This window comes from Nocardioides islandensis (assembly GCF_015352455.1).
In the GTDB taxonomy this organism is placed as follows: Bacteria; Actinomycetota; Actinomycetes; order Propionibacteriales; family Nocardioidaceae; genus Nocardioides; species Nocardioides islandensis.
Map to the genome: position 1 here is coordinate 12476 of NZ_JADKPN010000017.1, position 12182 is coordinate 24657.

Sequence of the window (12182 nt, forward strand, 5' to 3'; positions counted from 1 at the left end):
TTGAGCGCGGTCATCAGTGAGAAGCCTCGTACCTTCCGCGCCGGCGCCTTCGGCCACGCCCGGGCCCTGGTCTGCCGGGAGTGCGGCCACGAGGTCGAGCTCGGCCCCCACTACGCGTGTCCGGAGTGCTTCGGTCCGCTCGAGGTCGGGTACGACGACGAGGCCCGCGCCCGGGTGACCCGGGCCGACATCGAGGCTGGACCGAGCAACATCTGGCGCTACAAGGCGCTCCTGCCGGTGCCGGACGACATCGAGCAGAGCCCCAACACCGAGCCGGGCTTCACCCGCCTGCTGCGCGCGCACAACCTCGGCAGGGTCCTCGGCATCGAGACCCTCTGGGTCAAGGACGACTCGACGAACCCGACGAACTCCTTCAAGGACCGGGTCGTCGCCTGCGCGCTGAGCGCGGCCCGCGAGCTCGGCGCCACGACGTTCGCGTGTCCCAGCACCGGCAACCTGGCCAACGCCGTCGCCGCGGCCGGGGCCCGCGCCGGGATCAAGACCGTCGTGTTCATCCCGAGCGACCTGGAGAAGCCGAAGCAGGTGAACTCCGCGGTCTACACCGACTCGCTGGTCGCGGTGAACGGCACCTACGACGACGTGAACCGGCTCGCCTCGGAGATCGCCGGTGAGGAGGAGGGCTGGGCGTTCGTGAACGTCAACGTCCGCCCGTTCTACGCCGAGGGCTCCAAGACGCTCGGCTTCGAGATCGCCGAGCAGCTGGGCTGGCGGCTGCCCGACCAGGTCGTCATCCCGGTCGCGTCCGGCTCCCAGCTGACCAAGGTCGACAAGGCGTTCCAGGAGCTGGTCGGGCTCGGGCTGGTCGAGGACAAGCCGTACCGGATCTTCGGCGCCCAGGCGACCGGCTGCTCGCCGGTCTCCGCGGCGTACAAGGAGGGCACCGACGCCATCCGCCCGGTCAAGCCGGACACCATCGCCAAGAGCCTGGCGATCGGCAACCCGGCCGACGGCATCTACGTGCTGGACATCTGCCGCCGCACCGGCGGTGCCGTGGAGGACGTCTCCGACGACGAGGTCCGCCAGGGCATCCTGCTGCTCGCGCGCAACGAGGGCATCTTCACCGAGACCGCCGGCGGCACGACCGTCGGCGTGACCAAGAAGCTCGTCGAGAACGGCCTGCTCGACCCCACGCTCGAGACCGTCATCATCAACACGGGCATGGGGCTCAAGACCCTGGACGCCGTCAGCGACGCCGTCGGCCCGGCCGCGACCATCGACCCGTCGTACGCCGCCTTCACCGCCACCGGCATCGGCGCGCGAGACTGAACCCGCCCGACCCCACGAGACCCGAGGAGAGCGAAACCCGATGAGCGTGTCCGTCCGGATCCCCACCATCCTGCGCACCTACACCGGCGGCGAGTCCGAGGTGTCCGCGGAGGGCGCCGACCTGGCGGCCGTGCTGGAGAACCTCGACACGAACTACGAGGGCATCAAGGGCCGGATCCTCGACGAGGCGGGCCAGCTGCGGCGGTTCGTGAACGTCTACGTCGGCAACGACGACGTCAGGTTCCTCGACAACCTCCAGACACCGACGCCCGACGGCACCCAGATCTCCGTCATCCCGGCCGTCGCCGGCGGCTGACCCCGGCGCGTCGCGGGTATCCCGTCCGCCCCACCCGCCGCAGGCGTACCTCGGCGGGTGGGGCGCAGGACCGTCTGCCGGGAAAGCGCGCCCCGTCCCGAGCGTTGCGCGCCGCGCGGACCCCGGCAGACGGGGTTCATAAAGTCGAGTGATTTACTACAGTAAACCACGGAGCGCGCGCCCGCAGGCATCACGAGGGCTCGACACGGACCAGCGCCGCGTGCCCGCGGCCGTCCACCTTCACCACCGCGACCATCGAGCCGCCGTCGACGCGCTCCTGCATCGCCGCCGCCTCGTCCTGCGGGAGGAACCAGCTCTCGATGCCGCACCGCAGGCGCCAGTCGCGGTCGTCGCAGGCCAGGTACGGCGCGCCGTCGGGCCGCTCGCGGCTCGCGCTGCCCGCCGTCCAGACGTCACCGTCGCGCACGAGCGTGACGTACACCGGTCCGCTTCCCGAGCCGACCTCGTCGTCAACGTCCCGCAGGCCCGGGTAGGACAGGTCGACGTACGCGCCCCGGAACGGGTCGATGGGGTCCACGGGGGCGACCCGGAGGCGGTACTCGTCCCCGGTCAGCCGTGCGGAGAGTCGCGGCGCGACGGCGGCACCGACCAGCGCGAGCTGGACCAGCGCCACGGCGCCGACCTTCACCAGGCTCGTCCTCATCGGGTGGCTCCTTGCTCGTGGAGGGTGCGGGTGAGCTGACGGCGTGCGCGGTCGGCGAGGTAGCCCGTGCCGACGAACACCAAGCCGAGCAGGACGAACAGCCAGGCGCCGGTGAAGATCGGCGCGAACACCGAGAACGCCTGGACGGTGGTGAACAGGACCAGCGACGCGGTGGCCACGAACGTCAGCAGGCGGCTGTCGCGAAGCACCCCGAGCACGGCGAACCAGCCGGCGGCGGCCACGAAGACGACGACACCGACGCTCGCGTGCGTCCAGCTGTCCCGGTCGGCCTCCCACTCGACGAGGAGCAGGCCGGCCGCGCCGATCGCCACCGCGAGCAGGGGCTCGAAGCGGGCGTCGCCCTCGGCGAGGGCCGCACCCGCGGTGGCGGCGAGGCCCGCGGCGACGAGCGCGGCGACCAGGAACGGCGTGCGGTCGAAGCCGTCGGTGGTGACGTACGGCAGCGCCGCGGCGTACAGGGCGCCGAGGCTCAGGGCCGCGCCGACCACGCGCCAGGCGCCGGCGAACGACGGCAGCCAGCGGGTGTGCAGGGCGGCCGCGGCGGCCGCGACCACCCCCGCGCCGAACAGCACGAGGAGCACGGTGAGCTCCGAGTCGTTGCCGTCCACCGCCTGCCAGGTGACCCAGGAGCCCAGGCCGAGCAGCCCGACCACCAGCGGGCCGGTGCCGCGCACGGCGTAGGCGTGGACGAGGGCGCCGAGACCCCACCAGGCGACGAGGGCGGGCTCGTACGCCGGCACCTGCAGGCTCTGCGCGGCCTGGAACACGACCGCGCCGAAGGTGAGGGCGGCCAGGACGCGGACGGCGCCGACGACGGGCGACGGGACCGGTCCGCCGTGGGCGCGGGTGCGGGCGAGGAGCTCGCCGCCGGCGAGGAAGGCCAGCCAGAACGCCGCCACCACGGCGAAGCGCGTCGCGGGCGGCAGCTGGTCGAGGTTGCTGGCGACCAGCCAGATGATGCCGACGCCGACGAAGGCGGCGCCGAGGGTGAGCAGCAAGTGGGAGAGGTCGAAGCGGCGGGAGGGGTGGTACCCGGCGAGGATCGTCGACGCGCTGCGGTCGTCGACGAGTCCGGCGGCCCGCCAGAGAGGGAGCTCGTCGGCCAGCCAGGCGAGCTGGGCCGGTGTCGCGGGACGGGTGTGAGGTGCGGCCGTCGGAGACGGGCCGGTGGACACAGTGGTCATGCGGCCAGGCTCTCCACCCCGGACGGGACTGCGGATGCGTCCGCGTACTCAACCTGGGTGGCGTACCCGGGACCAGCTCAGTCGGGCAGCAGCCGCCGCAAGGTCGCCCGCTCGGCGTCGTTCCCGCACAGCTCGATGGCGCGCTCCAGCTCGGTGCGGGCCTCGTCGGTGCGGCCGAGGCGCAGCAGCAGCTGACCGCGCACCGCGGGCAGCCGGTGCCCGGCCAGCGTCAGGCCGTCGAGCAGCGCCAGCCCGGCGAGGGGGCCGTCGGCCTCGGCGACCGCGACGGCACGGTTCAGCCGGACGACGGGAGAGCCGGTGAGCTGCTCGAGCTCGAGGTACCTCGCGGCCACCCGCGGCCAGTCCGTGTCGTCGGCCCTGCGGGCGATGGCGTGCTCGGCCGCGATGAGCGCCTGGAGCAGGTACGGCGAGCCGGGCGCGTTCGTCCACGGCGTCAGCAGGGCGACCGCCTCGTCGATGTCCTCGTGGTGCCAGCGTCCGCGGTCCTGGTCGGGGAGCAGCACCAGGTCGCCGGCCGCGTCGACGCGGGCGTCGCGGCGCGAGTGCTGGAGCAGCATCAGCGCGAGCAGCGAGTCCAGCTCGACGTTGCCAGGGGGCGCCACGTCGCGCAGCACCCGAGCGAGCCGGATCGCCTCCGCGGCCGCGCCGGGACGGAGCACGTCGTCACCGGAGCCCGGTGCGTAGCCGGAGGTGAAGGCCAGGTACGCCACGTCCGCGGCGAGGGCCAGCCGCGCCTCGAGGTCGCGACCGACGGGGAGCCCGAACGTCTCGTGGGCGAGCCGCTTGCGGGCCCGCGTCAGCCGGGCCGCCATGGTGGTGGTCGGCACCAGGAACAGCCGGGCGATGTCCTCGGTGGCCACGCCCATGACCAGCCGCAGGGTCAGCGCGGCCGCGGACTCCGCGGCGAGCGCCGGGTGCGCGCACAGCAGGACCAGCCGCAACCGCTCGTCGTACCGCTCGGGGCTGCCGCTGGTCGGGTCACCGCTGTCGGCCATGACGCGCTGGGCCTCCTCGGTGAGCTCGGCCTCGACGGCGAGCACGGGCAGCTTCCTGGCCGCGACCGCCTCGGCGCGCAGGCGGTCGAGGATGCGGTTGCGGGCGGCGGTGAGCAGCCAGCCGGCGGGGTTGGCCGGCGGGCCGTCGGTGGGCCAGGTACGGGTCGCGGCCTCGAACGCGTCGCCGAGCCCGTCCTCGGCCAGGTCGAGGCGTCGGTACCGGGCGACGAGCAGGGCCAGCAAGCGGCCCCACTCGTCGCGCCAGACGTCCTCGACGGTGGTGTTGACCTCAGTCCCCCATGTCGACGACGGGCCGCACCTCGACGGAGTACGCCGCCGGCAGCAGCGTGGCCGCCTCGACCGCGGCGTCGAGGTCGGGGAGGTCGACCAGCCAGAAGCCCCCCAGTTGCTCGACGGTCTCGGCGTACGGGCCCTCGGTGACGGCGCGGTCCGGTCCCGGACGGACGGTGCGCCCGCTCTCGGGCCGGTCCAGGGCCTCGCCGGCCAGCACGCTGCCGCGCGCCTTGACGGCCTCGGTGAAGGCGGTGAACTGGTCGAACACCTGCTCCTGCTCGGCGTCGGAGAGGGCGCTCCACCGGTTCCAGGTGTCCTCCTCGGCCATCAGCACCAAGAACTTCACCGGCTCACATGCCCTTGCAGGCGCGTACCTCGATCAGGCCTTCGCCCTCGCCGAGGACCCGGCAGGCGTCGACGACCTCGTCGATGCTCGCGGCCTCGATCAGGTAGAAGCCGGTCAGCTGCTCGACCGCCTCGGAGTACGGGCCGTCGGTGACCGACTGCTTCCCGTCGGAGCCGGTCCGCAGGGTCTTGGCCTCGCCCGAGTGGGCGAGCTCGGAGCCGCCGGTGACGCGCAGCCCGCGCTCCTCGAGGAGCTTCGCGAACTCGCGGTGCTTCTGGTAGGTCGCCTGGCGCTGGTCCTCGGTCGCGGCCGCCCAGGCGGCCTCGTCGCCGGGGAGCAGCACGATGTACTCGGTCATGGTGTTCCTCCTGGTTCTTGGGAGTCTGACACCCCGATGACGGGCGAGGTACGCCGGAATCGACAGCTACTCGTCGAATCCCGGGGCGATCTCCAACCGGACGTGCACCGGCATCATCTCCTCGGCGGACTCGACGATCGCCTCCATGCTCGGGCTCTCGACGACGTAGAAGCCACCGAGCTGCTCGACCGACTCGGCGTACGGGCCGTCGGAGCGCCTGGTGACGCCGCCGACGTTCTCCAGGATCTGCCACCGGGACGTGTGGGCGAGCCCGGAGCCGCCGACGACCCGCCCACCCCGCTTCTCCAGGGCCTGGCCGAACCGGTAGTCGGCGTCGTAGGTGTCCTGCCGCTCGGCGTCGGACTTGGCCTCCCAGGCCGGCTCGTCCTCGACGACGAACACGACGTACTTCCTGAGGTCCCCGCTGGTGCTGTCGGTCATGGGTCTCTCCTGTCTCGCGGTGAGTGTGTCAGGGGGATGACGAGGAGGCCGGCCGGCCGTCGACAACGTTTGCACTCGCAGGGTGCGAGTGCTAAACATGACGCTGGCACTCTCGACATGAGAGTGACAACATTCCGGACCGGTGAGCTGAGGTCCAGGGCGCCGGCGAGCAGGGTTCGCCGGGTCAGCCGGGGCCGTCCGTCGCGGGCAGTGAGCCGGCCACCAAGACGCTGAAGGAATCGCAACGCATGGCTAAGCTGATTGCTTTCGACGAGGAGGCCCGGCGCGGTCTGGAGCGTGGCATGAACACGCTCGCCGACGCCGTCAAGGTCACCCTCGGCCCCAAGGGCCGCAACGTCGTGCTCGAGAAGAAGTGGGGCGCGCCCACCATCACCAACGATGGTGTGAGCATCGCCAAGGAGATCGAGCTGGAGGACCCCTACGAGAAGATCGGGGCCGAGCTCGTCAAGGAGGTCGCCAAGAAGACCGACGACGTCGCCGGTGACGGTACGACGACCGCCACGGTCCTCGCCCAGGCGATGGTCCGCGAGGGTCTGCGCAACGTGGCCGCGGGTGCGAACCCGATGGGCATCAAGCGCGGCATCGAGAAGGCCGTCGAGGCCGTCTCCGACGCGCTGACCGCCGCGTCCAAGGACGTCGAGACCAAGGAGCAGATCGCCTCGGTGGCGGCCATCTCCGCGGGCGGCGACCAGAGCGTCGGCGACATCATCGCCGAGGCCATGGACAAGGTCGGCAAGGAAGGCGTCATCACCGTCGAGGAGTCGAACACCTTCGGCATCGACCTCGAGCTCACCGAGGGCATGCGGTTCGACAAGGGCTACATCTCGGCCTACTTCGTCACCGACCCCGAGCGCATGGAGACCGTGCTCGACGACCCCTACATCCTCGTGGCCAACCAGAAGATCAGCTCGGTCAAGGACCTGCTGCCGCTCCTGGAGAAGGTCATGCAGGCCGGCAAGCCGCTGCTGATCATCGCCGAGGACACCGACGGCGAGGCTCTGTCCACGCTGGTCGTCAACAAGATCCGCGGCACCTTCAAGTCCGTCGCCGTCAAGGCTCCGGGCTTCGGTGACCGTCGCAAGGCCATGCTCCAGGACATCGCGATCCTGACCGGTGGCCAGGTCGTCAGCGAGGAGGTCGGCCTCAAGCTCGAGTCGACCGGCATCGAGCTGCTCGGCACCGCGCGCAAGGTCGTCATCACCAAGGACGAGACCACCATCGTCGAGGGTGGCGGCGACGCCGACCAGATCGCCGGCCGGGTGAACCAGATCCGCGCCGAGATCGAGAAGTCCGACTCCGACTACGACCGCGAGAAGCTGCAGGAGCGCCTGGCCAAGCTGGCCGGCGGTGTTGCGGTCATCAAGGTCGGCGCGGCCACGGAGGTCGAGCTCAAGGAGCGCAAGCACCGCATCGAGGACGCCGTCCGCGCCGCCAAGGCGTCGGTCGAGGAGGGCATCGTCGCCGGTGGCGGCGTGGCTCTCGTGCAGGCCGGCAACACGGCGTTCGAGAAGCTCGACCTGGTCGGCGACGAGGCCACGGGTGCCAACATCGTCAAGGTCGCGCTGGCTGCCCCGATCCGCCAGATCGCGGTCAACGCCGGCCTCGAGGGCGGCGTGGTGGCCGAGAAGGTCGCCGGTCTCCCCGTCGGTCACGGCCTGAACGCCGCGACCGGCGAGTACGGCGACATGCTCGCGGCCGGCATCCCGGACCCGACCAAGGTCGTCCGCTCGGCGCTGCAGAACGCCGCGTCGATCGCCGCGCTGTTCCTCACCACCGAGGCCGTCGTCGCGGACAAGCCCGAGAAGGCTCCCGCCATGGGCGGCGACCCGTCCGGTGGCATGGGCGGCATGGACTTCTGATCGGTCCGACCGCCTGACGCTTCTCCACGAGGCCCCCGTCCTAGGACGGGGGCCTCGTGCCGTCCCCGGGACGCCGTACTCGCGATTCGTCAGCGATCCCTTCGCGGCGTGCACCCGGAGGAGCGCTGACGAATCGCGGGCCACGGGTGTGGGAGCGTGCAGGCGTGGGTCCGGGGGCGCTGGCGCTGGTGCTGAGCGCGGCGGTGCTGCACGCGCTGTGGAACCTGGCGGCGAAGGGCATCACCGAGGACCGGGTGGTGTTCATCTGGCTGTACGCCGCCCTGAGCGCGGCCATCTGGCTGCCGATCGCCCTGGTGTGGGTGGTCGTGCACGACGAGCGGCCGACGTGGACGTGGCTGGGCGCCGCCGCGGTGAGTGCGTCGATGCACATCACCTACCAGCTGGTCCTGCAGCGCGGGTACGCCGAGGGGGACCTCAACCTCGTCTACCCGATCGCCCGCGGCACGGGGCCGTTGCTGACGTTCGTGGTCGCGGTGGCGGTGCTCGGCGAGCGACCCGGTGTGGTCGGGGCGGTCGGCGTGCTGCTGGTCGTGGCCGGGGTGCTGCTCATCTCCTACGTGCCCCGCCGCAGGCACCGGCCCGGCGCCGGGGCGGGCGTCCTCTGGGGCGCGCTGACCGGGGTGACCATCGCGGCGTACACCCTCTGGGACAGCCACAGCGTCACCGACCTCGGCGTACCGCCCGTCACGTACTTCGTGCTCGGCCTGCTGTGCCAGGTGCCGGCGCTGACAGTGATGGCCAACGGGAAGCTGCGGGAGGTACGCCGGGCCTGGCCGGCCCTGCGCCGGCCCGCGCTGGTCGTCGCGTTGCTGTCGCCGCTGGCCTACATCTTCGTGCTGGAGGCGATGCAGGAGGCGCCGGTCGCCCTGGTGGCCGCCGCCCGGGAGAGCAGCATCGTCGTGGGTGCGCTGTTCGGCTGGCTGGTCCTCAAGGAGTCCCGCCCCCTGCACCGGCTGGTCGGATCGGCGGTCGTCGCCGGCGGCATCGCCGCGATCGTGCTGGGCTGAGGGGATGGCGTTTGGTCCCAAACGCCATCGAAACCGGCCCCACGACTGGCGTTTGTGACCAATCGTGGCTCAGAAGGCGTTGATCCGGGCCGGGGCCCGCTCGGCCCGGGTGAGGGCCGCGACGACGGCGGACTGGCCGTGGCGGCGTACGGCGAGCCGCGTCAGCAGGGCCAGCACCGGATCGAGGACGGCGGGCCCGACGGTCGGCGCGGTCATGCCGACCGATGCCCCGAGGTCGTCGGAGTGCACGACGATCTCCATCATCCGCATCACGAGGAAGTCGTCGCGCCGCAGCGCCCAGCCCTGCCAGGGCACGAGGACCGGCCGGTCGGGCGACGTCTCGGCCAGCAGCACCTCCAGCCGTGATCGCGCCGAGACGACCCTCGCCACCAGCGCCTCCGCTCCCTCGGCGGCGTTGGAGTCGCCCCCGGACCGGATGCCCACGCTGACGTCGTCGTCGACCGCCGCGCCGATCCAGGACACCCGTTCGTAGTGCTCGTCCAGCGTGATCGGCGCCAGGTCGCTCGGCTCGGCCTCGATGAGGGTCACGCCCGAGAACGCCTGCCCGGCGAGGTGCCCGGCGAGCCCGCCGACCGTCCACTCGGCCAGTGCGCTCGGCGAGTCCCACGCGGCGGCCACCTCGGACCGGCCGAGCAGGTCGACGATCGAGTCCACGGCGCTGAGGTAGGGGTGCATGCGCCGACTCTGCCACCCGGAAAGGACAGGCCCGTTCCCGGACATGTGACACCGTGAGGACCATGTCCGACGCGGCGAGGAGGCAGCGCTTCGAGGCGGTCGCGCCCGCGCTCGTGGAGCCGCTGCGGCGGTACCTGGCCCGCCGTACCGACGCCGCCACGGCCGACGACGTCCTCGCCGAGACGCTCCTCGTCTGCTGGCGCCGGCTCGACGACCTCCCCGAGGAGGCGCTGCCCTGGGCGTACGGCGTGGCCCGCAACTGCCTGGCCAACGCCAGGCGCGGCGTACGTCGCCAGGAGCGGCTGGCGTCCCGCATCGCGGTGGTCGACCCGCCGACCGCCACGACGCCCGGCCCCGGCGAGGACGGCGACCCCGAGCTGGCCGAGGCGCTGGCCGGCCTGCGCGACGAGGACGCCGAGCTGCTCCGCCTGTGGGCCTGGGAGCAGCTGACACCCGCGGAGATCGGCACCGTGCTCGGCGTCAGCGCGAACGCCGTGAGCATCCGGCTGCTCCGGGCGAAGGAGAAGCTGAAGAAGTCGCTCGAGACCCGAAAGGACGAGCTCGCCGCCGGACATGAGGAGACGAACGGAGGGAGGCGGAGATGACCCCAGCAGACCAGCCCGAGCACGACGAGCTGCTCGCGCGGCTGCGTGCCGCCGACCCCGCCGCCGACCTCTCTCCGGCCGACCCCGGCCGGACCGCCCGCCTCCTGGAGGACGCCATGACCCACGATGTCGAGACGCACGCCGACCAGGACACCCCGGTCCGCAAGCGGTCACCGCTGGCCTGGCTGGTCGCCGCCGCGGCGGTGCTGGTGATCGCGGGCGTGGGTGCCTTCGCGTTCCTGGGCGGCGACGATCCCGCCGTGCCGACGGCGAAGGAGCCGCCGCCGTCGGTGATGACCCTGTCCGCCCGCCCGCCGAGCACGGCCAAGTGCATGGTGGTCAGCCCCGCGGTCCTGCAGCAGCAGGAGGTCGCTTTCGACGGCACGGTCAGCTCGATCTCGGACGGCCTGGTCACCCTCGACGTGAGCCACTGGTACCTCGGCGGCGACGCTGACCAGGTCACCGTGCAGGCCCCGCCCGCCGATCTCCAGGCGCTGGTGCTGGCCGCGGACTTCAAGGTCGGCCAGCGGTACCTCGTGTCGGCCACCGGCGGCTCGGTCACGGTGTGCGGGTTCACCGCGCCGTACTCCGCCGAGCTGGCCGCGATGTACGACGAGGCGTTCGGCGCCTAGGCCGTCGCCTGGACCGGCGGCCTAGCCTGGAGCACGTGCGTGTCGACGGTCTCCTCCTCGCCGCCGGCTCCGGCAGCCGGATGGGCAAGCCGAAGGCGCTCGTCGTCGGGGACGACGGCGTGCCGTGGCTGCACTCGACGTTGCAGACGCTGCACGACGGCGGCTGCGAGCGCGTGACGGTCGTGCTCGGCGCCGCCGCCAAGGAGTCGGGCTGGCTGCTGACGCAGGCGCCGTCGGGCCGTGCGCGGCTCGTGGTCGCCGACGACTGGGCCGAGGGCATGGGTGCGTCGCTGCGCGCCGGGCTGGCCGGCACCTACCCCGACGCGGACGCCGTCGTCGTCACGCTCGTGGACCTGCCGGACGTGACGGCCGAGGTCGTACGCCGCGTGGTCGCTGCCGCGACCGGACCCGCGGACCTGGTGCGGGCGACGTACGCCGGCCGACCCGGACACCCGGTCCTGCTGGGGAAGGACCACTGGACGGGCGTCCAGGGGACGGTCGCGGGGGACACGGGCGCGCGCGACTACCTCGCGGCGCACGACGTGACGCTGGTCGAGTGCGGGGACCTGGCTACCGGGCGGGACGTCGACACACCAGCACGAACCGACGCTGGGTGAAGACCAGGTCCTCCGGCGTCAGCCGCAGCAGCACGTCGGCGTACCGGTCGACCGAGAAGTCCTCGGGCACCTCCCAGGGGACGAGCCGCACGTAGGACACGAACGCCGTTACGTCGGGGAAGCGCATGGTGCCGGTCCAGTCGCCCTCCTCCTCGACCACGAACCCAGCCTCCTCGGCCTCGGCGCGCAGGTGGCCGAGCGTCACCAGCGGATGTGCCGTGGAGCCGCCCAACAGCTCCTGCGACTCGGCGAAGTCGCCGCCGTCGACCTGCTGGGTCAGGAAGACGCCGCCGGGCCGCAGCACCCGGAAGACCTCGGCCGTGACGTACGACTCGTGCCGGTCCAGCACGACGTCGAAGCGCCCGTCGTCGAACGGCATCCGCGCGTCGATCTCGGAGTCGTAGCGGACGACTTGGATGCCGTGCGGAGCCAGCGCCTCGGTCGCGACCGGGACGTTCGGCGGCCAGCCCTCCGTCGCGACCGTGTCCGGAGGCAGGGCGTCCGCGAACGTCAGCAGCACCTCTCCGCCGCCGGTGCCCATGTCGAGCGCCGACGTCGCGCCGGCTAGCGCCCGCCGAGCGAGGCCGTCGTAGGACCACGGCGGCTCGCCCTCGACCACCGCGTCGATCGTCGAGAAGTCCCAGCCGCGGGTGGGCTCGGCGTACGTCGCGCGCCAGAGCTCGAGAAGCGCCTCCCGGTCCACCGTCCCGAGCATGCCAGGGTGGCGCCATGGCCTGGGTGATCGAGGTGGATGGTTCGGCACCAACCGGACGCCAACTGACCGGCCAGTAGCCTGG

Annotated in this window: 15 protein-coding genes; 7 read left to right on the top strand and 8 right to left on the bottom strand. The window is 72.4% G+C overall.

The features are described 5' to 3' along the window. On the top strand, positions 1-1287 hold the full coding sequence (thrC, locus tag ISU07_RS20970; RefSeq protein WP_194708793.1) for a threonine synthase: 1287 nt from the start codon (positions 1-3) through the stop codon (positions 1285-1287). A 40-nt stretch (positions 1288-1327) separates the two neighbouring features. Continuing rightward, positions 1328-1603, top strand: coding sequence for a MoaD/ThiS family protein (locus ISU07_RS20975; RefSeq protein ID WP_194708794.1), 276 nt, complete (start codon positions 1328-1330; stop codon positions 1601-1603). A 190-nt stretch (positions 1604-1793) separates the two neighbouring features. Here ISU07_RS20975 and ISU07_RS20980 read toward each other — a convergent pair whose 3' ends face one another. From ISU07_RS20980 to ISU07_RS21005, 6 genes are all read right to left on the bottom strand, one after another. Beyond that, positions 1794-2267: a GDYXXLXY domain-containing protein gene (locus tag ISU07_RS20980; RefSeq protein WP_194708795.1), complete on the bottom strand. Its 474-nt coding sequence runs from the start codon at positions 2265-2267 to the stop codon at positions 1794-1796. Then, on the bottom strand, positions 2264-3472 hold the full coding sequence (locus ISU07_RS20985) for a DUF2157 domain-containing protein (RefSeq protein ID WP_194708796.1): 1209 nt from the start codon (positions 3470-3472) through the stop codon (positions 2264-2266). The genes ISU07_RS20980 and ISU07_RS20985 overlap by 4 nt, the downstream gene beginning before the upstream one ends. A 77-nt stretch (positions 3473-3549) precedes the next feature. Next, positions 3550-4731 (bottom strand): RNA polymerase sigma factor, encoded by a 1182-nt coding sequence (locus ISU07_RS20990; protein ID WP_194708797.1) that lies wholly within the window; start codon positions 4729-4731, stop codon positions 3550-3552. 46 nt (positions 4732-4777) lie between these two features. Continuing rightward, complete coding sequence (locus ISU07_RS20995; protein ID WP_194708798.1) at positions 4778-5128, bottom strand: YciI family protein; 351 nt, start codon at positions 5126-5128, stop codon at positions 4778-4780. Positions 5129-5132: 4 nt separating this feature from the next. Then, a complete protein-coding gene (locus tag ISU07_RS21000; protein WP_228522343.1) occupies positions 5133-5486 on the bottom strand; it encodes a YciI family protein in 354 nt (117 codons plus the stop codon). A 66-nt stretch (positions 5487-5552) separates the two neighbouring features. Beyond that, positions 5553-5927, bottom strand: coding sequence for a YciI family protein (locus ISU07_RS21005; protein ID WP_194708799.1), 375 nt, complete (start codon positions 5925-5927; stop codon positions 5553-5555). 248 nt (positions 5928-6175) lie between these two features. On the opposite strand from ISU07_RS21005, the gene groL reads away from it, so the two are divergent. Together groL and ISU07_RS21015 are read left to right on the top strand one after the other, a co-directional pair. Further along, positions 6176-7807, top strand: a complete 1632-nt coding sequence (gene groL, locus ISU07_RS21010; RefSeq protein WP_194708800.1) for a chaperonin GroEL — start codon at positions 6176-6178, stop codon at positions 7805-7807. 164 nt (positions 7808-7971) lie between these two features. Beyond that, on the top strand, positions 7972-8835 hold the full coding sequence (locus tag ISU07_RS21015; RefSeq protein WP_194708801.1) for an EamA family transporter: 864 nt from the start codon (positions 7972-7974) through the stop codon (positions 8833-8835). 69 nt (positions 8836-8904) lie between these two features. On the opposite strand, the gene ISU07_RS21020 is transcribed toward ISU07_RS21015, so the two are convergent. Next, positions 8905-9531: a maleylpyruvate isomerase N-terminal domain-containing protein gene (locus tag ISU07_RS21020; protein WP_194708802.1), complete on the bottom strand. Its 627-nt coding sequence runs from the start codon at positions 9529-9531 to the stop codon at positions 8905-8907. Between the two features lie 62 nt (positions 9532-9593). On the opposite strand from ISU07_RS21020, the gene ISU07_RS21025 reads away from it, so the two are divergent. From ISU07_RS21025 to ISU07_RS21035, 3 genes are read left to right on the top strand one after another with little or no spacing between them, the layout of a single operon-like run. After that, complete coding sequence (locus ISU07_RS21025) at positions 9594-10136, top strand: RNA polymerase sigma factor (protein WP_194708803.1); 543 nt, start codon at positions 9594-9596, stop codon at positions 10134-10136. After that, positions 10133-10768 carry a hypothetical protein gene (locus tag ISU07_RS21030; RefSeq protein ID WP_194708804.1) on the top strand — a complete coding sequence of 212 codons (636 nt, stop codon included), beginning with the start codon at positions 10133-10135 and terminating at the stop codon, positions 10766-10768. The genes ISU07_RS21025 and ISU07_RS21030 overlap by 4 nt, the downstream gene beginning before the upstream one ends. Positions 10769-10803: 35 nt before the next feature. Further along, positions 10804-11385 carry a nucleotidyltransferase family protein gene (locus ISU07_RS21035; RefSeq protein WP_194708805.1) on the top strand — a complete coding sequence of 194 codons (582 nt, stop codon included), beginning with the start codon at positions 10804-10806 and terminating at the stop codon, positions 11383-11385. Here the strand turns inward: ISU07_RS21035 and ISU07_RS21040 are convergent. Continuing rightward, a complete protein-coding gene (locus ISU07_RS21040; RefSeq protein WP_194708806.1) occupies positions 11339-12100 on the bottom strand; it encodes a class I SAM-dependent methyltransferase in 762 nt (253 codons plus the stop codon). The two genes, ISU07_RS21035 and ISU07_RS21040, sit on opposite strands and share 47 nt — an antisense overlap. Positions 12101-12182 lie beyond the last annotated feature (82 nt).

Coding starts and splice junctions, on each gene's coding strand:
- ISU07_RS21000 (WP_228522343.1), bottom strand. CDS start 5,486: ATGACCGAGTACATCGTGCTGCTCCCCGGCGACGAGGCCGCCTGGGCG.
- ISU07_RS20980 (WP_194708795.1), bottom strand. CDS start 2,267: ATGAGGACGAGCCTGGTGAAGGTCGGCGCCGTGGCGCTGGTCCAGCTC.
- ISU07_RS21030 (WP_194708804.1), top strand. CDS start 10,133: ATGACCCCAGCAGACCAGCCCGAGCACGACGAGCTGCTCGCGCGGCTG.
- ISU07_RS20985 (WP_194708796.1), bottom strand. CDS start 3,472: ATGACCACTGTGTCCACCGGCCCGTCTCCGACGGCCGCACCTCACACC.
- ISU07_RS20975 (WP_194708794.1), top strand. CDS start 1,328: ATGAGCGTGTCCGTCCGGATCCCCACCATCCTGCGCACCTACACCGGC.
- groL (WP_194708800.1), top strand. CDS start 6,176: ATGGCTAAGCTGATTGCTTTCGACGAGGAGGCCCGGCGCGGTCTGGAG.
- ISU07_RS21025 (WP_194708803.1), top strand. CDS start 9,594: ATGTCCGACGCGGCGAGGAGGCAGCGCTTCGAGGCGGTCGCGCCCGCG.
- ISU07_RS21005 (WP_194708799.1), bottom strand. CDS start 5,927: ATGACCGACAGCACCAGCGGGGACCTCAGGAAGTACGTCGTGTTCGTC.
- ISU07_RS21020 (WP_194708802.1), bottom strand. CDS start 9,531: ATGCACCCCTACCTCAGCGCCGTGGACTCGATCGTCGACCTGCTCGGC.
- ISU07_RS21040 (WP_194708806.1), bottom strand. CDS start 12,100: ATGCTCGGGACGGTGGACCGGGAGGCGCTTCTCGAGCTCTGGCGCGCG.